The following is a 21,600-nucleotide window of genomic DNA, read 5'->3' on the forward strand; positions in this document are numbered from 1 at the left end:
CGGACCGTTGCCACGGCAGCCGCAAAAGTTCACGCCGCCAACTGCTGAAGATGCCAGGCGAGTTCCTTCTCTCGGCTGGCAAGCAATGTCGCAATGTCCTGAGCGCGCGACTTGCCCATGGTGTTCGGCCGGGCCTCCGCTGCGGCTGCAAATTGATGCGACACGTAGACACCTTGTTCGATGTCTCCCCCGCGCAGCAGTGCTGAGGCCAGGTCGCCCAGGACCACGACCCCTGAGTCCGGCAGTTCATCACCGAGACGGTTTACGGCGTTGTCGGCGGTCTCCGTCAGCTCCTGCCGCCTGAGCTGCCCGTACACCGACAACGACAGAGAGTCGAGGCGGTAGGGGGTCATGAAACGCACCCATGCCTGCTCGGTGGTGTGGTCCGCGAAGTCGTACACGGCCTGGGCGCGATCCAAGGCCCGCAGCGCGTCGATGTCGTCGCCAGCGGTCGCCGCTTCCTCCGCATAACGGCCGTGGACCCAGGCAGCAGCGGCAGCGTTACCCGGCCCCCGTACATCTTGGGCAGCTTGGGCCAGAAGCTTCATTGCCTTCTCCGGCGTGGCGGCCCCATAGCTTGCGTACGCCAGCGCCAACGCCCGCAGTGGGGGATGCCCGGCGGCCTCGGCGCACTCGCTCGTGACCTCGTAGTAGGCGCGCGCCCTCTCCGCGTCGCCCAGGTCCCAAGCTACCCACCCAGCCAAGGCAGCCGTCTCGCCAGCAGCAATGGTCACAGCGCGCTCGTGCTCGCCGACACGGGGCAGAACGGCGGTGATGGCGTCAAGGTGGTCCTCGACCCGGCTCTGGAGCTGTCGCGCCGTGAGGTGATGCTCGCTCACGTGGAGGGCAGCGGCGTGATCGGTGAGAGCGTCCACCCCGGTCGCATCGACCTTGGCCCCTCGTTTGAGAGCGTGCGCGAGGCGGCCCCATGGCTCAGCAGCGGCAGCTGCGCCGAGAACAGCGCCACCAATCAGTGTCCGGCGGTTCACGTCGTCCAGCTCCTCCCCTCCACGGCGGCATCCCTTCCTCCGCCGGGCGCGGGCGGCTGCCGCCTCCCGCTGTAACTGTTCAGGGGGTAAGCCGCAGGCCGTCGCAATGTGCGCAACCGTGTGGTCGGTGGGGATGTTCTGACCATGTTCGTACCGGTTGATCTCGCGGCGGGTCATGGTTTCCCGACCGGAGACAGTGTTGATCGCCTCTGCTTGTTCGTCCTGAGTGCGGCCCGCTTGCTTGCGCAGGCGGAGAAGTAGCTCGGCGAACGGATCTGCTGGCATGAGTGTGACCTCTGTCGGTGGACTGCACCCAATCATGGCTCCAGATCCCCCCGTTGGTTTCCCCCTTGACAGGCTTTTCCCCCTCTGGATTCCCCTGGCAGCTTGCTTGATAGCGCGGTGCGATAGGTCCATGACGTTCCGCAAGGCGTTCAACCACGAGGACGGCCGAGGGCGCTGCGACCAACGCGCCCAGGCCGGATCAGAGCGGGCGGCCATCCGTGACTTCGAGGTGGCCTTCGCTCCAGCCGACGCGCACGTTCGGCTCATGCGACGAATCACTCTGGCGCACCTGCGCCTTTGGGGTCTCACGGCACTGAATGACCCGGCCACGCTTGCGGTCTCGGAACTGGTGACCAATGCCGTGCGGCACTGCCACGGGAGCGAGATCGGGCTTCGGATTGTGAGTTCGGCTGAGGAACTGCGCATCGAGGTCACGGACGGAAACCCGACTCCGGCTCAACGAGGTGAGGTGGACGCTGAGGCGGAGAACGGCCGGGGGCTGTGGCTCGTCGCAGCTCTCTCGAAGGAGTGGGGTGTCAGCAGCGACGGCACGATGACGTGGTGCTGCCTCGCCCTCCCGCCGGCGGACGCTCGCGCCGTCAAAGCGCCGATGGCCCTCACCGAAGAGCCAGCGAGTCGCCGATCCGTTGGCACTGGTGAGAGGCCCACGCCTGCACCGAAATCGGACCGGACGCTTCTATCCGTCGGGACGCCCTGAACAGCCGTCGGGCCGCAGCTGCCTACCTCCCCAAGGTGTGTGCCCGGCCGCGGCTCGGCGGCCCCCATCCCCCATCGTGAGGTTCCCCGTGCTTACCGCCTTCTCCTTACGCCGTCGGAGAGCCGACGCCGTCTTCCGGGCGCTCGTCCCTCCCACTGGCCGGGGAGGTTCCGATGCCCGCCGCTGACATGCCCCTGATCGTCGATCTGGCCGGCCGCGATGACGAACTGCGTGCCCCCTTGGACGACTTGCGGCTTGGGCGCTGGTCCGCTGCACGCGACCTACTCAGGAGGACGGGTCCGGACTGGGAGCTGCGGACTTCGCGCAGCCTGGTGCTCTCTGTGGGTGCGGGCTCTCTCGGCGCGATCAAGGCTTGGCTCTCTGAAGAGCCCTTCTCTGCCGACGCGTTGATGATGTGGGCGAGAGTGCTCACCCGCGAGGCACTGCGCGCCATGGACGAAGGGCGAGACCGGGACCTCGTCCTCCAGGCCGGCGCTTTCGCGCGGGATGCCTGTTTCGGTGCTGTGGGTCGTTGGCCGGAGGATCCGGTGCCGTGGGTGGACCTGCTCCGTTTGGCCAAACTGCCCGTCGGCCGCGGGGGTTTGAGGTTGCTGGACCCGTACTTCATCCAACGCCTTCAGCTCTGGGGCCAGAGCATTGAGATGAACCGATGGGACGAAGCCCCCGAGAAGGCGTTGTTCCCCGGACCATGGCCCCTGTTACATGAGGCCGACCGGCGCCACCCCGGTAGCCGTGAGGCATACCACCGAATGCGGGAGTACGCCGAGCTTCGTGCGCCTTGGCTAGCTGTGGATTTCGCCCGTTGGGCGTCTGGCGGCGCTCTGGAAGATTCCGCGTCCGCGCTCCATATGTTGCCGCTGCACGCGTTCGTCACGGAATACCAGCGCCGACACGGCAGCGGGGAGATCGGCGCGCTGTCGTTCTGGACCTCGGATCAGATTCGGCACTATGCGCGCCGCGCCCGGTTCGGCTGGTTCGAGTCGACACCCCCGAAGCAGCGTTCGCGATTGTCGCTTTTGGACCTGAACTACCTGGCGTTCACCCTCGTCGCCTCGGGCGAGGACGGGGCCGCCGCGGTGTTCAACGAGATTGGCCCGTACGCCACCAGCGCGCCGTGGGAGACCTTCAGCACGAGTCTGCGCCGCGACTGGCACTCCGAGTTCCTGCGCATGCGGGCCTCCGTCGTACGGCCAAGAGTCCGTCATCGATGAACGTCCGGTAGCCGCCCACTCGCTCTCATACGCCCCGCCTCGTTTCGTCCCCTACATCACCTATGAGGATCACAAGTGCTCAGCAGTAGATCAGAAGCAATAGCGCATGACGACGCGGTCTTGGCCCAACTCGGGATCAAGGCCGAACTCTCCCGGAAGATGGGGGTGTTCGGGAACTTCGCGATCAGTTTCTCCGTGATCTGCATTCTCGCCGGTGGCATGTCCCTGTTCGGCTTCGGCCTGGGCCACGGTGGACCCGCGGTCATGCTGGGCAGTTGGGTCGTGATCGGGTTCATGACGCTGCTTGTCGGGGTCTCCCTGGCCGACGTGGTCTCCGCCTATCCCACGAGCGGGGGGCCGTACTTCATGGCCGACAAGCTCGGCGGGCCGCGCTGGGGGTGGATGACCGGCTGGCTGAACCTGCTCGGACTGTGGGGCGCGATCGCTGGCATCGACTACGGCGCTGCCGCGTTCATCGGCGCCTTCGCCCAGCTCCAGTGGGACATCACCCCGACCGGCACAACGACCATGGGCATCTTCGGGTGCATCCTGCTGGTGCACGGCCTGCTGAATGTATGCGGTGTACGCCTGGTGACCGTCCTCAACTCCATCTCCGTGTGGTGGCAGCTGGGCGGTGTCACGCTCATCGTCGGCACGCTCGCTCTCGCCCCTGTCCAGCACCGCTCGCCCGACTTCGTCTTCACCCAGTTCGTCAACGACAGCGGTTTCTCCAACCCGCTCTATGTGTGCCTCATCGGCAGCCTGATCGCCGGGTACACGTTCTGCGGGTACGACGCCAGCTCCCACGTCGCGGAGGAGACCACCAAGGCGCAGACCTCGGCCCCGAAGGGGATCGTGCACGCCATCACCGTGTCGTGGATCGCGGGCTTCATCCTGCTGGCGGGGATGCTGTCGGCGATCCAGGACTACAAGGGCACGCAGAACACGGCGACGGGCGTGCCCCCCGCCCAGATCTTCCTCGACGTGCTCGGCAACGTCGGAGCGAAGGCCCTGTTGCTGGTCGTGATCATCGCGATGCTGTTCTGCGGCAACGCTGAGGTGGCCGCCGCGAGCAGGATGATCTACGCCTTCTCCCGCAGTCGGGCGCTGCCGCGGTGGCAGACCTTTCGGAGCGTCAGCCCCCGCACAAAGACCCCCGTCCCGGCGGTGTGGCTGGCGGTGGTGATGCCGTTCCTGCTCGCGTTGCCCGCTCTGTGGTCTCCGGCCGCGTACGGCGCGATCACCGCGATCAACGCAGTCGGGATGACCCCCGCGTATGGGATTCCCGTCTACCTCGCCCTGCGCAAGGGCGACAGGTACGTGCCCGGCCCGTGGACGTTGGGCCGGTGGCGGCGCCCGATCGGCTGGATCGCCGTGATCTACGTCGTGGTCATCACGGTTGTCTTCTGCCTGCCCCAGACCTCTCCCGTGACTGCGGAGACCTTCAACTACGCCGGCGGGACTCTGGCGGTGGCCTTGGGGATCGCCTGGCTGACCTGGATCACGCGTGGCCGCCGCGACTATCAGCTCACCGCTCACACCACCGCGGCTGACCAGGCCAGCATGAAGGAGATCGTCTGATGGCTGACGGCGAAGAGCAGGGAACGGCGCCAGCCCCCGGTCTGACGACTTCAGACTCGAGGAACCAGCTGCGCCAGGACGTCGGCAGCGGGGAGATCACCAGAGTCCTCCTGGCCGTGCCGGACATGTACGGCCGGCTCAAGGGCAAGGTGCTGGACGCCGAGGTGTTCCTCGAGCGGATGGGCTCTGCGGCGGCGATGTGCGCCTACATCCTGGCGACCGACCTCGACATGACCCCACTCGACGACTACGACCTCACCGGCTGGAAGCAGGGCTACGGCGATCTCGCCGTCAAGGCCGACATTGGCACCGTGCGGATGTTGCCCTACCAGGTTGGGACTGCCGTCGTCGTAGGCGACGCCCTCAACCACGACGGTTCGCCGGTCGAGGTGGCGCCCCGGAACGTGCTCCGCCGCCAGTTGGAACGTCTCTCCGACGTCGGGTACCACGTCTCGCTGGGCATCGAGTCCGAGTTTTTGCTCCTGACGGGCACGCCGGACAAGATCCGCCGCGCCGGTTATCGCGACCTGCGCCCAGCCTGGCCCCGCAACCTCGACTACGCCCTCGGACATCCCCCGAAGATCAGCGACTTCTTCCGCGACCTCCATTCCGATCTGCGCCTGGCCGGGATCCCGGTCGAAGCGATCAAGACCGAGGGGGCGGCTGGCCAGGTGGAGGTCACCTTCGCCCACGGGGACCCGATGGCAGCGTGCGACGCGTACCCCGTCTTCCGCCTGATCTCAGACGACCTCGCCCAACGTCACGGTATGACGCCCGTCTGGATGGCCACGCCGTTCACTGGGACCGGCAGCGGGCTGCACCTGCACGTGTCTCTGTGGTCGGCCAACGGAACCGCCTTCACCTATCACCGCGGTCAGGACCTGCCCCCAGCGATGGAACGGGCCATCGCCGGCCTCATCTCCGGCATGCCGTCCCTGGCCCCTCTGTACGCGCCCTTCACCAACTCCTACAAGCGGTTCCGGCCGCATACCTTCGCCCCGACCCGTCACACCTGGGGCTTCGACAACCGAGGCTGCGCCGTACGAATCACCGGCGTCGGCAAGGGTGCCCACCTGGAGATCCGCCTGCCCGGGGCCGACGCCAACCCCTACCTCGCCCTCGCCGCATCCTGCGCCTCCATCACGCACGGCTTCCAAGACCAGCCCGAGTTGACCGACCCCTGCCACGGCGACGCCTACACCGCCCTCGCCGTCCCGATCGCCGCCACCCTTACCGAAGGCTCCGCCTACTTCAGCGGAGGCACGGTACCGCTCGCAGCGTTCGGCGAGACCGTCGTACGCCACTTCACCCGCGCCGCCCGAGCCGAAACCCAACGAGAGCGCACCCAGGTCACCGACATCGAACGGGAGTACGGGATCGGTCGAGCCTGACGAAGGTCCCTGGCGAATCTCCTGTTCGCGAGCCGCCATGAGCGAGGCCCTGCGCCGTCGGATGCCCGCCCGCGCTCCGCACGACCTCGCCGCCTGAAGGAGTCACCCCCTTTGCCTCAACACGCGTTGGCATCCCGCGCTGTGCCCTGCCAGTCGGCTGGTGCGGGGTGGGACCGCATCACAGACGTAGTGCTCGACCTGTTGTTCGAGCTGACCCAGCAAGTCGCCCGCTTCAGCGTCGCCGCCGACCCGTGGAGCCAGCTGGCCGTGTACGACGTCGACGACTTCGCCCCCTTCACGATGGAAGGAGTTGCATGAAGACGCGCTCCGGTCCCGGGAAGATCGGTATTCCGCCGTGGCAACAGCACCTGCAAGAGTTACCTGTCTACACACCGGGAGTTCGGCTCACCCGCGATGAACGTGCGCGGTACGCAAAGTCGGTCGTTGACGCGCACCGCGCGGGGGGATCCAAGCTGGGCATTGCCTCCTTCCTGGGCTGCTCCTTCGCGCTCGTGCAACGACTCCTCGACCTCGGGGAGGGCTTGGACGAGGCGGGCGAAGCCCATCAGGTGGAGAAGGTCCTACGCGCCCGTATCACCGACGGCACCTACCGGGTCGGTGATGTGCTTCCCTCACCGGAACGGTTGTGCGTGCAACTCGGTGTCCGCAACGACTCCGTGCGACGCGCTCTGGCCCGACTGGCGCAGGCAGGGCTCACCCTCGGCATCTCCGCTCTTGGCACCGTGGTCACGGACCCCGACACTCCTCCGACTGGATCCACCCTCCAGGTGCGCACGCGATCGGGGCAGATACAGACCTGGACCCTGCCGATGACGCAATCCCCGCACATCCGGGCCGTGATCACGGCCCGGATCAAGGACGGCACCTATCCGGAGGGCAGCAGGATCCCCGGCTTGAAGGCGCTCACCGAGGAATTCGGCGCCACCGAAGGCACGCTCAAGTCCGCGCTCAGACCGCTGAGGAAACAGGGAGTCCTCAGCGGTACTCGGCAGGAGGGGACGTTCGTCCATTCCTCTGCCCGCAGCCTTCTGGCCAGTGCCGAGCCGATCGGCACCGACCGCGAGGGGGCCTGACAGACGGTCGCCTCTGGAACCGCTCTCTTCGAGCCGGTCTCCAGAAGGCGGCGTAGGACACCAGCCCTTGGGAAAGCGGCCCCGACTCACTCCAAGGTCGAGGCACGGCACCCGGGGCCGGTGGCCGGGAAGCACCGTTCGACATAGCGGCCTCAATTCGCTCGCCGAGCACGCGCCCGGCTGATCTGCCCGAGCAAGTACCCACTGAGTAAATGGAGTTGACATGAGTCCTCGTATCGAGCACAGCACGAAGGCGACCCAGCCGACCGCCGCGACGCCGGACGGCTTCGACCTCGACGTCACCCTGGTCGAGGTCTCCGACACCGCCGGACTGATCAGCCTGACGGACGACGGCTGCGGCTCGACCTGCGGCGCCTGCACCACCAACGTCGCCTGACCTGACACGCACGTCATCCCAGGCCGGTGCCTTCGCACCTCACCGAGCGAAGGCACCGGCCGCCCGCCTGGACCACGGAGGTCGTGATGGCTTTGAGCACCGAGTTCCGCGCCGGGAAGACCGCTATCCTCCGTGCGGTCGCTCGGCCGGAACTTCCCGTATCCCCGTTCCCCGACCTCGATGACTTGTCCCCTTGGAGCGCGGCTGCCCGCCTCGCGTGGCTGCGCCAGGTGTGGTCCGAAGAAGACGTTGCCGAAGCCCTGGATCAGGCCAGCCCGGCGCTCGCCTCGCAGGTACGCGCGCTGTGCTCGGCCAGCAACCCGGCCGAGCGTGACGTGCGGCGTGCGGTCGCTTCGGTGGCCCGCTACGTCCTGCGCGCGGAACACCGGGCGACGCCTTTCGGCCTGTTCGCCGGCGTTGCCTCGGCGTCGATTGGGACACGGGCACGCGCGAAGTGGGGTCCGGAACACACAGCCGTCGGCCGGGCGAGTGCGGAGTGGCTGACTGCCGTCATCGAGCGGCTGGAGGCGTGCCCCGAGCTGCTTGAGCGGCTGGCGGTGGTCCTCAACAACACCACGGCGAGCCGTGGTGATCGACTCATCGTGCCGTACAAGTCCGACCGCCAAGGCGGCCGTAGGCGTGCGGTCGAGGCGTCCCTGTCCCTGACCGAACCGGTGAAGCTGGTCCTGCGCGCTGCCCGAGAGCCCATCCGTGTCGGGCTCCTCGCGGACAAGCTGACTGCCGAATTCCCGGCGGCGGGACCGGCGAAGGCCTACCGCCTTGTACGGGAGCTGATCCGGAACGAGGTGCTGATCACCAGCCTGCACGCTCCGAGCACCGAAACGGACGCGCTGGGATACCTGCTGGGCCAACTCGACACAGCGGGGGCGGACGGTGTGGCACCAATCGCCGCCGCAGTTCGTGAACTGCACGCCGTCCGTGACGACCTGAGTGATTGCGCCTCGCGCAGCGGCCGGACCCGAGCCGCTGCGCGCATGCGGGCTCAAGTTCCGGAGCTGCGCCGCCACCCCCTGGCTCTCGACTTACGCCTGGACGCAGAGGTCGAGCTTCCCAAAGAGGTCGCCCACGAGATCGCGCGTGCCGCCACCGTCCTGACCCGAGTCAGCGCCCATCCGTACGGGACGGCGTCGTGGAAGGCGTACCAACGCCGGTTCTACGAGAAGTACGGCATCGGCACGATGGTGCCGCTCAACGAAGTTGTCGCCGACAGCGGCACGGGCTTCCCCGACGGCTATCCGGGCACCCAAGACGACGGCCGCCCCTCCCGCCTGTCCGTACGGGACGACACCTTGGTACGGCTGGCGCAGACCGCCGTCCTCGACGGCCGCGACGAGGTCGTGCTTACCGACGAGCTGGTAGCCGCCATGGGGCTGGGGCCCGAGCGCCCGAGGGTGCCGCCGCACCTTGAAGTCAGTGTCCGAGTGTGCGCCGCCAGCACCGAGGACCTGGACCGCGGGCACTTTCGGCTGGAAGTCGCGAGCGTGTCACGTGGCGTCGGTGTCAGCACGGGCCGGTTCCTCAGCGTGCTGGCTCCCGACGCCCGCGAGCGGCTGTCAGCGGAACTGGCCGACCTTCCGACCGCGGACGCCGGCACCATCCCCGCCCAGTTGTCCTTCCCGCCGCTGCTGCCCACGAGCGCCCACGTCACCCGGGCCCCGCAGGTCCTGTCCACCGTGATCAGCGTTCAAGAGCACCGGGCCGCCAGCGGCGATGCGATCACGCCCGAAGACCTGGCGGTGGCCTGCGATGGGCGCCGTATGTACCTGGCTGCACCCGAGCGCGGGCGACGGGTGGAGGCCGTGGGAATGCACGCGCTGAACCTCAAGGAGCACACCCCGCCCCTGGTCAGGTTCCTCACCGAGCTGTCGCGCGCCCAATGCGCGCAGGTCACCCTGTTCGACTGGGGGGCCGCGAAAGCCATGCCGTTCCTGCCCCGATTGCGCTACGGGCGCACGGTGCTCGCCCCGGCACGGTGGCGGATGGAAGCGACCGAGCTGCCCGGCCGCGACCGCCCCAAGGCGCAGTGGGACACCGCTCTCGAAGACCTGCGGACCCGGAGACGGATGCCTCAGCGGATCGACCTCGCCGAGGACGACCGGCGCCTGCACCTCGACCTCCGCCAAGCCGGACATCGAACGCTGCTGCGCCAGCATCTGAACCGCGTCAACACGGCCGTCCTCGTCGAAGCCCCGGACGCCGACGCGTACGGGTGGTGCGGCGGCCGGGCGCATGAGGTCGTCTTGCCGCTCAAGGCGACGCGATCACCGGGGTGGCCGTCCTTGCCGACCCCCGTCCCGTCCCGCACCTTCTCCCCAGAGCAGATCCAGACGCCTGGCGTCTCGTCCCTGCTGCTGGCCACCCTGTACGGCGACCTGCGCCGCCAGGATGCTCTGCTCTCCCAGCAGCTCCCGGATCTGCTGGATCGACTCGGTGGGCCGCCGTGGTGGTTCATCCGTTTCCGTGACCCGGACCATCACCTGCGAGTGCGCATCGCGCTGCCCGGCCCCGAAGCCTTCGCCGAGACCGCCCGCACGATCGGCACCTGGGCTGGGGAACTGCGCACCACGGGCCTGCTGTCGGACATGCGCTTCCCCACCTCATTCCGTGAGATGGGCCGTTGGGGCTCGGGAGCGGCCTGGGATGCCGCCGAGGAGGTGTTCCGGGCGGACTCGCGCGCCGTCGTCATTCAGCTCCGCCAGATCCAGCGTCCGCAACAGCGTGCGCTGGTGGCCGCGCACACGATCTCCATCGCCACCGCGTTCCTCGGCAGCACCGAGGCAGCGATGCGCTGGCTGGTCGACCACATCCCGCCAGTCGCCCCCGTTCCGGTGCCACGTCCGCAATTCACCGAAGCCGTACGGCTGGCCGATCCGTCCGATGGCTGGTCAGTCCTGCGCGCCGTGCCCGGTGGACAGGCCGTCATGGAGGCGTGGGCCGACCGGGACGCGGCGGTCGCCGCCTACCGGCTGCACCTTCCCGGCCCGGACACCGAAGGCATCGTCCTGGACGACGTCCTCTCCTCACTGCTGCACGTCCACTTCGTCCGGCACGTCGCGGTCGACTTCCCCGAGGAAGAGGTCTGTCTCTACCTCACGCGCGCCGCCGCCCTGGCCTGGCTGTCGCGGAGGGCACGATGACGCACACCCTCGCGGTCAAGACAGTGGACGCCGTCGCCGACTTGCTCGCCGACCCCGCCACGGCACCGGCGGAATCGGACGCTGCGTTTTCACACCGCCAGCACCTCGCGTACGGACCCACCGGCATCGCCCTGCTGCACATCGAGCGAGCCGCCGCCGGCACGGGCTCGTGGCAACGCGCTCATGCCTGGCTCACCGCTGCTGCACGGCAGCCGTTCACCAGCGGACCCGACAGCCACCCCTTCTACGGCGCGCCCGCCCTCGCCCACGCCTTGGCCTGCGCCGCCGAACACATGCCGGGCGCCTACCAACGCGCCCGGGACTGCCTGGACCGCCAGATGTCTGCCGACGTTCGCCGCCGCCTGACCGCCGCGAACCGCCGCGCCGACGCGGGACGCCTTCCGGATCTCGCCGAGTTCGACACCATCCGGGGCCTGGTGGGCTACGGGGCCTACTTCCTCCGTCACGACCCGGCCGGGGCCGACGTCCGCGCCATCCTCGACTACTGCGTACGGCTCACCGAGCCGATCACTCACGAAGGCGAAGTCCTGCCGGGCTGGTGGACGCCGACCGGGCCATCCGGCCGACCCGACGACCGCTTTCCCGGCGGCCACGCCAACAGCGGCATGGCTCACGGCATCGGCGGCGCCCTCGCGCTGCTGGCCCTCGCCGCACGACGCGGCATTACCGTCAGCGGGCACCGGGAAGCCCTCCACACCATCCTGGCCTGGCTGGACCGATGGCAGGAGAAGACCGGCCCCGGCCTCGCCTGGCCGTACTGGGTCACCCGCGAGGAACTACGCAACGGCCACCTCGCCCCATCAGCGCCCAGGCGCCCTTCCTGGTGCTACGGCACAGTCGGCATCGCCCGAGCGCAGCAACTCGCCGCCCTCGCACTCGGCTGCGCCGACCGCCAGATCGAGGCGGAAGTCGCGATCGTGGCCGCGCTCACAGATATCGCACAGCTCAAGACCACCACGGACAACGGCCTGTGCCACGGCTTCGCCGGCCTCGCACACGTAGCGGCCCGGACCGCCACCGACGCCCACCCGTCGACGGCTGGACGACTCCGCGCGGCGGTCCCACCACTGCTGAGCGCGGTTTGCCCGCCGGGCACCGTCCCGGAAGACGTGGCCAGGGCGGTCACTCAGAACGAGGAAGCCGGACCCGGATTCCTGAACGGCGCTGCCGGCATGGCGTTGGCGCTTCTGGCCCCGGCCACCACCGCCCCACCCGCCTCAGCCTGGGACTCCTGCCTGCTCATCGCCTGATCCGCCGATCGAAGGACCCCGTCATGCCCCCGGACCGCTGGCATCAGCACCAAGTCACCTTCACCGACCGCACGACCGCCAAGCGAGCCATAACCGAACGCCTCGGCCCCGCACTGCTCGCGGCCGAGGAAGACGGGCAGCTCGTCGACTGGTGGTTCATGAACAAGCAGCCCTGGCCGCTGCGATACCGCGCAGCCAGGCCGTCCCCGTCGATCGAGGCGCTGCTGAGCGACCTCGTCCGGGACGGCACGGCCCAGTCGTGGACCCCTGGCATCTACGAGCCGGAGACCACTGCCTTCGGCGGGACGAAGGCCATGGACACCGCTCACGACTTGTTCCACATGGACAGTCGTCATCTGCTCACCTACCAGCCCGGACCCGGGCGGCTGGGACGCAGGGAGACGGCCGTCCTTCTGCTCAGCGCCCTGATGCGGGCCGCCAACCTGGACTGGTTCGAGCAGGGCGACGTGTGGGTGAAGGCCGCCGCGTTCCGACCGGCGACCGACCCCCTTGCCGGGGAGCGGGCCGCCGCCTTGGGCCCGGCGATACAGAAGCTGATGACCGTCGACACGCGCAGCCTGTGCCGTCCGACCGGCCCGCTCGACGGACAGACGGAGTGGGTTGCCGCCTTCGGGAGGACCGGAACGAAGCTCGCTCAGCTCGCCGCCGGCGGCGAGCTCACACGCGGCCTGCGAGCGGTCATCGCCCACCACGTGATCTTCCACGCCAACCGCGCAGGTCTCCCCTCGCACGACCAAAGCGCCCTGTTCAACATCGCACGAAAGGCAGTCATGGGATCGAGTGACAACACCGCGTCGTCCAAAGAGGGCACCCCCGAAACCACTAGCGTCAGGCCGGTGAATACCGACACGATGACCACGTCCGAGGCCGACGCAACGCAGCTCCGCAACGCCCTGGTCGACGAGATCCGCGAGTCCGGGTACGCCCGCACGCCCGCGGTCGAGACTGCCCTGCGCACCGTCCCGCGCCACCTGTTCGTGCCCGACGCCGCGCTCGAAGACGCCTACGCCAACGTGCCGGTCAACATCAAGTACGACAGCGACGGCACGTCGATCTCCTGTGCCTCACAGCCCGGAGTCGTCGCACTAATGCTGGACCAACTGGACGCCCAGCCCGGAGAACGCATCCTCGAACTCGGCGCTGGCACCGGCTACAACGCCGCCCTGCTCGCCCACCTCGTCGGCGCGAGCGGCCACGTCACGACCATCGACGTCGATGACGACCTGGTGGAAGGTGCCCGCGAGCACTTGGCCGCAGCCGGATTCACCAACGTGGAGGCGCTGACACGAGACGGAGCCCTCGGCCATGCCGAAGGAGCACCGTACGATCGGATCATCGCCACGGTCGGCGCGCACGGCGCCCCGCACGCCTGGATGCAGCAACTCGCGCCCGGCGGGAGGCTCGTCGTTCCCCAGCGACTCAAGGGCAGCGTGTCCCGCTCCATCGCCTACGAGCAGCGCGACGGCCGCTGGACCAGCGTCAGCAGCACGATGAACACCTTCATGCCGCTGCGGCGCGGCATCGCCGACGACGACCGCCGCGTCATCCCGCTCAGCACGGACGGCACCGTACGGCTCCAAGCCCCCGCCGGCCAGAGCATTGACGCCGACGCTCTGGCCGGAGTGCTGGAGCTGCCGCGCGTCGAGGAATGGACCGGGATGACGGTCCAGGCCATGGAGTCACCGGAGTGGATGGAGCTGTTCGTCTCCTGCTCCCTGCCCAGCGGCCTGATCCGGATGCTGTTCCCGAAGGAAGCCAAGGGGACCGTCCTCACCGAGGACCCCTACCCCTCGTCCACCGCGACCGTCGACAAGGGCGCTCTCACCTACCTCGCCCGCCGCCTGTCGGACCGGAAGACCCCCGAGGGCGGCAAACTCTGGGAGTTCGGAGTCATCGGCCACGGTCCCGGCAGTGACGAGCTGGCCGCGGAGGTCGCTGGAGCGATCCGCACCTGGGACCGCGAGTACCGCGATCGCGAGGCCACGTTCGAGATTCACCCCCTCGACGTTCCCGTGATCGAGCAGCGCCCCGGCCTCTTCGCTCTCGACACACCGCTCAACAGCATCGTCGTCGACTGGCGCTGACAACGGCCCGTACAGACAACTGCCCATGCAGAGAGGGGCGGTGTCCGTCGGCTATGTCGACGCGCGCCGCCCCGGCCCGTTCACTCATCGTGTCAACGTTGCCCGAGGGGACCATGGATCCGAACGGCCCAATAGCAGGACGCTTTCCGCTGATTGCGCGATTCCGGCCCGCCTGCCTTCCGCTGCCCAATCGGGTACGGTCCGTGACCGAGCTGGCCGCAAGAGCCGTGGAGCGGAGCGACCAGGGACTGGCCTCCACCGTTTTCAACCAGACGGCGCTCATCGCCTCCGACCTCGGCCTTCCGGATCTCGCCCGAGCGATGTGCCACCGGCACGCTGCGGCCTACCTGAGTTCCTGCCCGCTCCCGGCCATGGGTGCCATCCGCGCGCTGGAGCCCCTGGTCAACCTCGCCCGCTTGCAGATTCGCGCCGGCTGGCCCGACGAGGGCCGTCAGCGGCTGCTGGACCTGTATGAGGCGGTCGGCGCCGCCGCTGCGGTCTCCTTCGAGGGCATCACCGTGCCTGTCGACCTCACTTGCACCGAGGACGACCGGCGTGAGATACGGGCATGGCTGTGGCGTGTCGTCCTGGCTGACGGCACGCGCAGCCTCACCACGACAGGGCGATGGTCCGAGGCGTTGGCCCACATCGAACAACACCGAGGCGTGGGCACGAGGATGCTGGACGGGCGCCAAGTCGCCGTCATCACGGCTCTCACCTCTGGCCAGACCAGCCTTGCTGAGGAACTGCTCGCAGTTACCGCAGGGGGAGAGCCGTGGGAACAGGCCGTCACCGAGTGCCTGATGGCGCTGTGTCTCCGCGACGCGGGCAAACCAGCCGAGGACGCCTTGACGTCCTTGATGAACACCTACCTGAACCACGAGGCGAAGGCGGGTATGACCGTCTTCGACGTCCGTCTCGGGCTCACCGTCCTGGACGCCGTCGGATCAGCTGAGCATCCTGGGGCTCGCCGTCTCATCGACGATCTGTGTCGGCGAACAACGGAAGCGCGCAACGGATACGCGGCCCGCGAGATCCTGGCCCACCCTCTGTTCGACGCGCTCGCGAAGGACACCCAATCGCAGGACTGCGAGGACCTGCTTCGGAGCTGCGCGCTCGACTCGGGGATGCTCCCAGAAGGGCTACACCGAGACCTCGCAACCGCTCTGGATGCCAGTGAGATGGTGCTCAGCAACTCATTGGGGTGCCGTTAACGAGCGGCGAAACAGGTGACAAGTAACCCGTGAGTAGCCTTCCGGGCTCGCTGCCGCAGTAAATGCGTGCACCTCACCCGGGAGGCCGGAAGCCGCCGCCGCAGTAAATCCGCCATCTACTGCGGCAGTTCCGGACGTCCTACCGCTCTCGGGGTTCTGCTCGAACCCGGTTCGGCTGTGCGATTCGGAGGGGAGGGGACTCTCAGTGGCCGTTGCAATGCTCTGCATACACGATTCGGTGAGCTGAGAGGAGTGTCCGGTGCTGGACGATCTGCTGGTGGTGGGGTTCGACCCGCCCTCAGTTTCTCCTCGGCGGCCTGCTCACGGCGTTCGACCTCGGTCAGCGCGGCCTGGTCAGCGTCGCGCTTCGTGGTGATGAACTCGGCCAGCGCCTCGGAGTCGTCGAAGCCGAGGTCGCCGAGCAGCTTCTTCACGGCAGCTCGGCCGCCCTGGGTCTTCTCGCGAGCCAGCAGCCGCGACAGGTCGTCCTGCGTGACACCGCCGTTTGGGGTGCCGTTGGCCTCACCAGGCTGGTTGGAGTCGTCGTCGGGGGCGGGGCGCGTCATGTGTGAACCATCCACAGGTCTCCAGCGCCCCCGCGCCAGTGATCAGTGTAACGATCAGCTGGACTGGTCCGTTTCCTCACCTCTTTCTCTGCTGCGTACGGGGCTCAAGCCACGCAGGAGGTGGATCCGTCCGGGTTGCTCCGCATCCCGCCATCGTCTGCGCGTACGCCTCGGTGGTCTCGACGATGGAGTCGCAGCAGGGACAGCCCTCAGCGGTGACGCAGACACAGCCAGGGATGCAGCCAGCCTCCAACAGTCCGGCCGCGGACTTGTACATGGGAACGATCCTGGACACGGCGGAGGCTCCGCCCCTCGGGGCCACGGTGTATCGCCAGCGGGAACGGTAGACGGCAGCATCGGCGGTGTATCCGGGCATGGTGGTCATGATGATGCACGCCTTCGAGTGGGAGTGAAGACAGCCAGACGGTTTAGCGCGGCGGCACGCCGTAGACAAGGAGCACAGGGCTTGAGGCCGACGAGGCTGGTTGACCGCTTGATGGCATCGCCCAAGCCAACCTCCTGGTCGCTGATGAAGCCGGGCAGTCGCACCCGGAACGGCTTGTCATCGCTCATCTCGATCACCGCCGGATGTACGACGAGAGCTTCGTTACCAGGAAGGGGAACTCCTCCGTCACGTCCACGCGCACGAAGAAGGATTCGGTGACGTCGGTCGCACGGTTGTTGAAGTTGAAGACGACATCAACAACCCTGCGCACTCCGTTTCCCAGGGACGAAGAATGCACATCCACCGAGACGAGATGGGAATTCAGCGAGATCTGCTCGGCGCTCTTGGCGTAGATCAACGGGTAGCGCAGGACCAGATAGTTCAGGGCACGGTGTGCGTCGGTACCGCCCGCATTGTCGCCGACCAGAACCATGCGCTCAAACAGGTCCCGGGCAGCATCGTCGAACTTGTCTGGCAGGTTGTCAGGGTCTCTCGGGACGCTTCTCATGAGCGAGTCCGTGTCGAAGGAGTAGATCTGGTCGAAGTAAACGATCGGGATAACCAGCCCCCGCGCCAGTTCCGGTGGCGCCAGCGGGCCGCGCACACCCACGACTACGTCGACGTCGTCACGCTTTGGTGCCGGACGTACCGACTCGATAAGCCGCTCGATGTCAGCCAGGTCGCGAGGGACAAGAAGATACGTCTCCATTGACTCGATCACGAGCACCCACGCCATCTGCCGCGCGAGGTAGCGGTTCGCGGGGTCGCCCAATACCCGTCGCAGGACCTCAGGCTCGGTGAGTCCGCCCGTATTGGATACCCCGGCGACCTGCGCGAACTCCTTCTCGGTGGACAAACTCGGAAACTGCGGCTCGATCCGGCCTATGGCGTAGACGAAGGAGGGTCCGACCGACGACTCGGCGGGTGCGCTGTCGACATCGGCGGAGCGGGGAGCCTGCTGCGGCGTAACGGAGGATTCAAGCCGCGGGGCTTCCGTGTCCGCCTGTTCTTCCTGCGGGCTCTGCGCCGAGATGTGGGATTCCGGGCGGGTTGTTTCATGGGTCATTTCCCGACTCCTCATCAGCGTGCATGGCGGGCCAGAGAGGCGTACGCCGTTTGGACGGCTAGCAGTCGAGGTACGAGCGTGCCGGGATGGGCGGGCCTAGTCACCGCCTGCCTCAGATGGGCCGCGTCCACGGACGGGAACTCACTCCAGAGCAGTGCGAGTGCACCGGACACCATCGCAGTGGCGACACTGGTTCCGCTCCAGGTCACTGCCCCACCATCGGGAGACAAGCTGGTGATCCCGTCTCCCGGAGCAGCTATGCCTCGTTGGGCAGCTGAAGCCCCCAGGTTTGTCCAAGTGAGCGGCCGCCCGGATACATCAGTGGCGACAACGGGGATTACCGCCGGGTGGCGAGTAATTGCTGAACTCCCAAGCATTCCCTGGTTGCCGGCGGCTGCCACCACGACCACACCGTGCTGGGCCGCGAAGTCAAGCGCCGGCTCCAGTTCGTGATCGGTGTTGGACGACAGCGATTGGGGCCCGGCGCTGAGGTTAATCAAACGCGCCCCTGCACGGACCACCGCTGAGATTGCCGCCGCTAGCCGCGTCGGCGTCGCCGCAGCATGCTCGCCGAAGATCGGAACGACAAGCGAGCTGCACTCTGCGCAGATCCCGGGTGCCGCCCCGTCTCGCCGGGCGAAGAGCACCCCAGCGATGAAAGTCCCGTGTCGGCACGCGTGGCTCTCAGCGTCGGTACACCGTGCATCGCCGTTTCCCAAGATGCGCATCCGCGCTTCTGCCAACTCAGGGTGGCCTATGGCAACGGGGCCATCGAGTACTCCGACTGTGACGTTCGGATGCCCCGCAGTCCGCTTCATGAGCTCTGGCAGACCAAGGACGTCCAGTGGTGAGAGTGCACCCGACATCCGCATCCCGACTCCCCTCGTGGAGCCGCCGGGTTAAGGCCCGGCGAGAACAGCGCGCAGAGGCTCTTGGACCAGGAATGATTCACTGATTGCCTCATGCCGACGGAGCCCTCCCACCATCTGGCCAGTACTCAGTCCCCCTGCCGTTTCCGAGCACGGACCGATGTGGTGACCGGCTGGAGGCGGTGTGAAGTCGGCTTCTGGACCAGGGTTTTGCGCACGGCTTCGCGAGCCCGAGTTGAGGTGAAGATACTGCGCCAGTGCCCTCGCAGAGCAGGCCGGTTGCACTGAGGGAGATTGATCCAGGTGCCTTAGGCACTTCTTTCAGAAGCTGCAAGAGGTCGTGCCGTCAGGGTTACTGGACATGCCTCCGGCTTCTTGCATGCAGTATTCCTCGCAGATGGCTTCAGACCCCTGCTCGCACGTCAGCTTGCCCATCGGAACGATCTTCGTGTCGGTGGTGTGGTCTTGCCGCGCCATAGAGTATCGGCCAGAGGTCCTGTAGGCGGACGCTTCAGCGGTGAAGCCAGGCATAGTCATGATCATGCTTCCCTTCTTGGCGTCCTGGCTGCCTGGAAAATCCAGTGGATGAAAGCTGCAACTCGTTGGAGGCGCGACGCAGCCAAAGTCCGCAGCCAGCCTCACCATTGCCAGCGGTGCGGGCTCTGGGCGCGCGGAGAGGCGCACGTCAACGTTCAGCTCCGGACTGCCTCTCGAGCAAGCTTGAGATAAGCTTCCAGTTAAGATCAGCCAGTATGTAGAGTCTACATTCAGCAAGTTGCTTCGGCATGTCGAATCGTTGGCCCCATGTTCAGTCGGCTACTGAGCACACTGCAGATCTCTAATAGGCGGCGCCAGAAATATCAACCGCTCCGTCATTAAAGAGACGGCTCTCCGAGATCGCACGGATCGAGGTGGTGGCGTGTACGCCGCCGAAAGGTCCTGAGAGTCTCAGTTGTGTGCATGCTAAGTCGCTGCCACCCCGCGTGGGCCTCACTGCGCCGCCGTGCCAGTCACGTAGCCACTCTCCTCGACCTCAACAGCCGGAATCTCCGTTCTGGCGGCAGGCATGCCGAGGAAAGCCCGCACTGCCGCGTTGTCGCCCGTAGCGTCGGCGAGGCGAGCAGCAGCATCGAAAGCTCGTGCCTGGATGCGCTCGATCTCTTCCTGCGCATCGCCAATCGGGTAGCCAGCGTCGACGAGCATCCGGACGCCGGTCTCGACAGACAGCACACCGGCCCCGACGCCCTTGACTACTTCGTCGAGAACAGCGGCGCGGTCGGTCGGTGTGTGGGGACCCCACATGAGGCGTGCGGGCAGCGACTCCCCCGGGGGCCAGTCCTCTGCCTGACCAGCTTGGTGAAGGCGCTGCACCATGCGGAGCAAGAGGGCGTACTTGTGGTTACGAGCAAGGCGCATGGAGGCGACCAGTGAGTCCAATGGGCCGAGCGCGAGCTGCAATGCGTAGCCGGACGGCAGGGCAGTCGGGTCGAGGGTGCCGAGGCCAGCGGCGGTGAGGCGGCTGTTCGCGGCGATACGGTCCAAGATGTGATCGACGCGGGAGCGCAGTTCGGCGAGCTGCGCCGCGGTGTTGAGGACATCCATGCGTCCGTTGTCGTTGAGCTGCCACACGGTCCCGGCCCGCACCTTGATCGGGAGCGGCTGGCCGGTGGCGCGGTCAATGGGCAGTCGGGCGCCGGCCAGACCGATGATCGGCGAGCCGGTGGTAGCCGAAGCGCCGGAGCTGTCGGTGTCCGTGGCGGACAGTTCGTCGAGGGCCTGAAGGACGGTGGCCACGGTGGGCTTGCCCCAGTGCTCTCCGCTGGCGGGGATGCTGTTCGTGATGTGAACAACGGGTATGAAGTCCACCATCAGGTCGAGCCTGTCGAGGACTTCGCCGTCCGAGCGGACGCGGTACCGGGCCTTGTGCATCGGCAGGTCGTACAGCATGTCGGCATACTTGAGGTCGTCAAGCTCCCATTCCGCGTCGGTGAGATAGCACGTCCACGGGGAGGACCGGTTGGGCGCCCACGGGTAAGTGCGGGTGATGCGCCCCGTGTCGGCGTTGAGCGCATCGCCCGTGATCAGGATCGGGTCGCCGCCATCGGTGTACAGGTACTCGCGTGCCAAGCTGCCGTCCTTCACCGCGCCGCGCCGACTGGCCGGTCCAATCGCACCGAGTTCGTAGGTGACCCGCCGAAGCCTCGCCTTCAGCCCGCGCCGTTTGTCCTCAGGCAGCTCCCAGGCCAGGTGAACGCGCAGCGGGAACTCGGCACCGTCCTGCTCCCCGTCCTCCGGCCACTCGGGGAAGTACAGGCCCGGGTCCCAAGTACGCAATAGGACTCGGCCCTTCGCGGGATCCCACGCCAGGGTGTAGACGGCATCGCCCAGCAGGATCGCCGTTCGCTCGGCCTGCTGAAGGCGCAGCGGCAGCATTTCCTTCTCCGCCCAGGCTCTCAGCTTGTCCTGGACGGCCAGCGCAGCGGCTGCCTCGGTGGTCGGCTCGTCGTCCGTGTGCTCCGCGCCCGCAACGCTGATTACCTGCTGGGAACCAAGAAGGTAGCCGAGCGCGGTGTCGACCAGCTTGGAGGCGTCGCCGAGTTCCCTTCGTTCGATGCCCGCCTCGTCATCGCCAGTCACGGCGGCAACCTGGCCGGCCTGGTTGGAGTCGTACGCGGCCAGGAGCCGGTAGGCAGCCAGGCGTCGCAGGTCTTCGTCTGGCACCCAGGATCGGGTGAATTCCGCCCAGGTGTTACGGCCCGGTCGGCGCGGGTCGGCCATGGCTGGCTTGTAGTCCAGCCAGCTCCAGATATCGGTGATCAGCTCGCGCAGGCCCACAGTGCCCCTCCAGGCAGTCGGCCCCGCGCCGCAAGATCAGCCTACGGCGTGAAAGCAATCCTCCGAGCTGAACATCAGCGTCAACGGCTTCAGCGCAGGCGCCAAGGCTGCCTTCCACGAGGGCACCGCCTTTCTCACCATGGAGGGCACTGACCTGTTCTGCGTTGTCGATGACCGGGTCCGGCTCGACGACCTTCTATCCCGCAAGAAGCGGCACGCGAACGACACGGGCGACTGCTACTTCCCCGCGCATCTGATGCTCGACTAGCACTACAGACGCGTTGCCTCACAATGCCGGTGAGCGGCTCGCGCAAGCCCACAGCGCCCCTCCAGGCGGTCGCCCCCGCCGAGCCTCAACACTTGCGAGACGTCTTCTACGTCAGG

The 21,600-nt window shown here is 67.4% G+C and carries 17 protein-coding genes; 12 read left to right on the top strand and 5 right to left on the bottom strand.

Annotation, left to right across the window (positions count from 1 at the left end; all coding sequences use genetic code 11):
• Nucleotides 1–29 precede the first annotated feature (29 nt).
• Complete coding sequence (locus tag OHA64_RS15670) at nt 30–1,274, bottom strand: helix-turn-helix domain-containing protein (protein WP_405613347.1); 1,245 nt, start codon at nt 1,272–1,274, stop codon at nt 30–32.
• A 130-nt stretch (nt 1,275–1,404) separates the two neighbouring features.
• Here OHA64_RS15670 and OHA64_RS15675 point away from each other — a divergent pair, with 130 nt between their 5' ends.
• From OHA64_RS15675 to OHA64_RS15725, 11 genes are all read left to right on the top strand, one after another.
• Nucleotides 1,405–1,992, top strand: coding sequence for an ATP-binding protein (locus tag OHA64_RS15675; protein WP_405613349.1), 588 nt, complete (start codon nt 1,405–1,407; stop codon nt 1,990–1,992).
• Nucleotides 1,993–2,165: 173 nt separating this feature from the next.
• Nucleotides 2,166–3,224 carry a hypothetical protein gene (locus tag OHA64_RS15680; RefSeq protein WP_405613351.1) on the top strand — a complete coding sequence of 353 codons (1,059 nt, stop codon included), beginning with the start codon at nt 2,166–2,168 and terminating at the stop codon, nt 3,222–3,224.
• Nucleotides 3,225–3,299: 75 nt separating this feature from the next.
• Nucleotides 3,300–4,805: an amino acid permease gene (locus tag OHA64_RS15685; protein ID WP_405613353.1), complete on the top strand. Its 1,506-nt coding sequence runs from the start codon at nt 3,300–3,302 to the stop codon at nt 4,803–4,805.
• Nucleotides 4,805–6,196 (top strand): glutamine synthetase family protein, encoded by a 1,392-nt coding sequence (locus OHA64_RS15690; RefSeq protein WP_405613355.1) that lies wholly within the window; start codon nt 4,805–4,807, stop codon nt 6,194–6,196. The genes OHA64_RS15685 and OHA64_RS15690 overlap by 1 nt, the downstream gene beginning before the upstream one ends.
• A 189-nt stretch (nt 6,197–6,385) precedes the next feature.
• On the top strand, nt 6,386–6,514 hold the full coding sequence (locus OHA64_RS15695; protein WP_280909695.1) for a hypothetical protein: 129 nt from the start codon (nt 6,386–6,388) through the stop codon (nt 6,512–6,514).
• Nucleotides 6,511–7,290 carry a GntR family transcriptional regulator gene (locus OHA64_RS15700; protein ID WP_405613357.1) on the top strand — a complete coding sequence of 260 codons (780 nt, stop codon included), beginning with the start codon at nt 6,511–6,513 and terminating at the stop codon, nt 7,288–7,290. Before OHA64_RS15695 ends, OHA64_RS15700 begins: the two co-directional genes overlap by 4 nt.
• 223 nt (nt 7,291–7,513) lie before the next feature.
• Nucleotides 7,514–7,687: an FxLD family lanthipeptide gene (locus tag OHA64_RS15705; protein ID WP_280909697.1), complete on the top strand. Its 174-nt coding sequence runs from the start codon at nt 7,514–7,516 to the stop codon at nt 7,685–7,687.
• A gap of 86 nt (nt 7,688–7,773) precedes the next feature.
• Entirely contained in the window at nt 7,774–10,845 is a 3,072-nt protein-coding gene (locus OHA64_RS15710; protein ID WP_405613359.1) for a lantibiotic dehydratase, read from the top strand.
• Nucleotides 10,842–12,116 carry a lanthionine synthetase C family protein gene (locus OHA64_RS15715; RefSeq protein WP_405613361.1) on the top strand — a complete coding sequence of 425 codons (1,275 nt, stop codon included), beginning with the start codon at nt 10,842–10,844 and terminating at the stop codon, nt 12,114–12,116. Before OHA64_RS15710 ends, OHA64_RS15715 begins: the two co-directional genes overlap by 4 nt.
• A gap of 23 nt (nt 12,117–12,139) precedes the next feature.
• Nucleotides 12,140–14,221, top strand: a complete 2,082-nt coding sequence (fxlM, locus tag OHA64_RS15720; RefSeq protein WP_405613363.1) for a methyltransferase, FxLD system — start codon at nt 12,140–12,142, stop codon at nt 14,219–14,221.
• Nucleotides 14,222–14,334: 113 nt separating this feature from the next.
• Nucleotides 14,335–15,435 carry a hypothetical protein gene (locus OHA64_RS15725; RefSeq protein WP_405613365.1) on the top strand — a complete coding sequence of 367 codons (1,101 nt, stop codon included), beginning with the start codon at nt 14,335–14,337 and terminating at the stop codon, nt 15,433–15,435.
• Nucleotides 15,436–15,551: 116 nt separating this feature from the next.
• Here OHA64_RS15725 and OHA64_RS15730 read toward each other — a convergent pair whose 3' ends face one another.
• The 4 genes from OHA64_RS15730 to OHA64_RS15745 all read right to left on the bottom strand — a co-directional run bounded on the left by OHA64_RS15730 (nt 15,552) and on the right by OHA64_RS15745 (nt 21,216).
• Nucleotides 15,552–16,001, bottom strand: coding sequence for a hypothetical protein (locus OHA64_RS15730; protein WP_405613367.1), 450 nt, complete (start codon nt 15,999–16,001; stop codon nt 15,552–15,554).
• A 578-nt stretch (nt 16,002–16,579) separates the two neighbouring features.
• Nucleotides 16,580–17,512 carry a hypothetical protein gene (locus tag OHA64_RS15735; RefSeq protein WP_405613369.1) on the bottom strand — a complete coding sequence of 311 codons (933 nt, stop codon included), beginning with the start codon at nt 17,510–17,512 and terminating at the stop codon, nt 16,580–16,582.
• A gap of 14 nt (nt 17,513–17,526) precedes the next feature.
• Nucleotides 17,527–18,384, bottom strand: coding sequence for a S8 family serine peptidase (locus OHA64_RS15740; RefSeq protein ID WP_405613371.1), 858 nt, complete (start codon nt 18,382–18,384; stop codon nt 17,527–17,529).
• Nucleotides 18,385–19,371: 987 nt separating this feature from the next.
• Complete coding sequence (locus OHA64_RS15745) at nt 19,372–21,216, bottom strand: hypothetical protein (RefSeq protein WP_405613373.1); 1,845 nt, start codon at nt 21,214–21,216, stop codon at nt 19,372–19,374.
• A gap of 139 nt (nt 21,217–21,355) precedes the next feature.
• Between OHA64_RS15745 and OHA64_RS15750 the strand changes: the two genes are divergently transcribed.
• Complete coding sequence (locus tag OHA64_RS15750; protein WP_405613375.1) at nt 21,356–21,484, top strand: hypothetical protein; 129 nt, start codon at nt 21,356–21,358, stop codon at nt 21,482–21,484.
• Nucleotides 21,485–21,600 lie beyond the last annotated feature (116 nt).

It is taken from the genome of Streptomyces sp. NBC_00076 (assembly GCF_045041235.1).
In the GTDB taxonomy this organism is placed as follows: domain Bacteria; phylum Actinomycetota; class Actinomycetes; order Streptomycetales; family Streptomycetaceae; genus Streptomyces.

Excerpts from the sequence above, each read along its gene's own strand:
- OHA64_RS15680 (WP_405613351.1), top strand. The coding sequence starts at position 2,166 with ATGCCCGCCGCTGACATGCCCCTGATCGTCGATCTGGCCGGCCGCGAT.
- OHA64_RS15715 (WP_405613361.1), top strand. The coding sequence starts at position 10,842 with ATGACGCACACCCTCGCGGTCAAGACAGTGGACGCCGTCGCCGACTTG.
- fxlM (WP_405613363.1), top strand. The coding sequence starts at position 12,140 with ATGCCCCCGGACCGCTGGCATCAGCACCAAGTCACCTTCACCGACCGC.
- OHA64_RS15675 (WP_405613349.1), top strand. The coding sequence starts at position 1,405 with ATGACGTTCCGCAAGGCGTTCAACCACGAGGACGGCCGAGGGCGCTGC.
- OHA64_RS15750 (WP_405613375.1), top strand. The coding sequence starts at position 21,356 with ATGGAGGGCACTGACCTGTTCTGCGTTGTCGATGACCGGGTCCGGCTC.
- OHA64_RS15705 (WP_280909697.1), top strand. The coding sequence starts at position 7,514 with ATGAGTCCTCGTATCGAGCACAGCACGAAGGCGACCCAGCCGACCGCC.
- OHA64_RS15725 (WP_405613365.1), top strand. The coding sequence starts at position 14,335 with ATGGATCCGAACGGCCCAATAGCAGGACGCTTTCCGCTGATTGCGCGA.
- OHA64_RS15710 (WP_405613359.1), top strand. The coding sequence starts at position 7,774 with ATGGCTTTGAGCACCGAGTTCCGCGCCGGGAAGACCGCTATCCTCCGT.
- OHA64_RS15690 (WP_405613355.1), top strand. The coding sequence starts at position 4,805 with ATGGCTGACGGCGAAGAGCAGGGAACGGCGCCAGCCCCCGGTCTGACG.
- OHA64_RS15700 (WP_405613357.1), top strand. The coding sequence starts at position 6,511 with ATGAAGACGCGCTCCGGTCCCGGGAAGATCGGTATTCCGCCGTGGCAA.
- OHA64_RS15730 (WP_405613367.1), bottom strand. The coding sequence starts at position 16,001 with ATGACGCGCCCCGCCCCCGACGACGACTCCAACCAGCCTGGTGAGGCC.
- OHA64_RS15670 (WP_405613347.1), bottom strand. The coding sequence starts at position 1,274 with ATGCCAGCAGATCCGTTCGCCGAGCTACTTCTCCGCCTGCGCAAGCAA.
- OHA64_RS15735 (WP_405613369.1), bottom strand. The coding sequence starts at position 17,512 with ATGACCCATGAAACAACCCGCCCGGAATCCCACATCTCGGCGCAGAGC.
- OHA64_RS15740 (WP_405613371.1), bottom strand. The coding sequence starts at position 18,384 with ATGCGGATGTCGGGTGCACTCTCACCACTGGACGTCCTTGGTCTGCCA.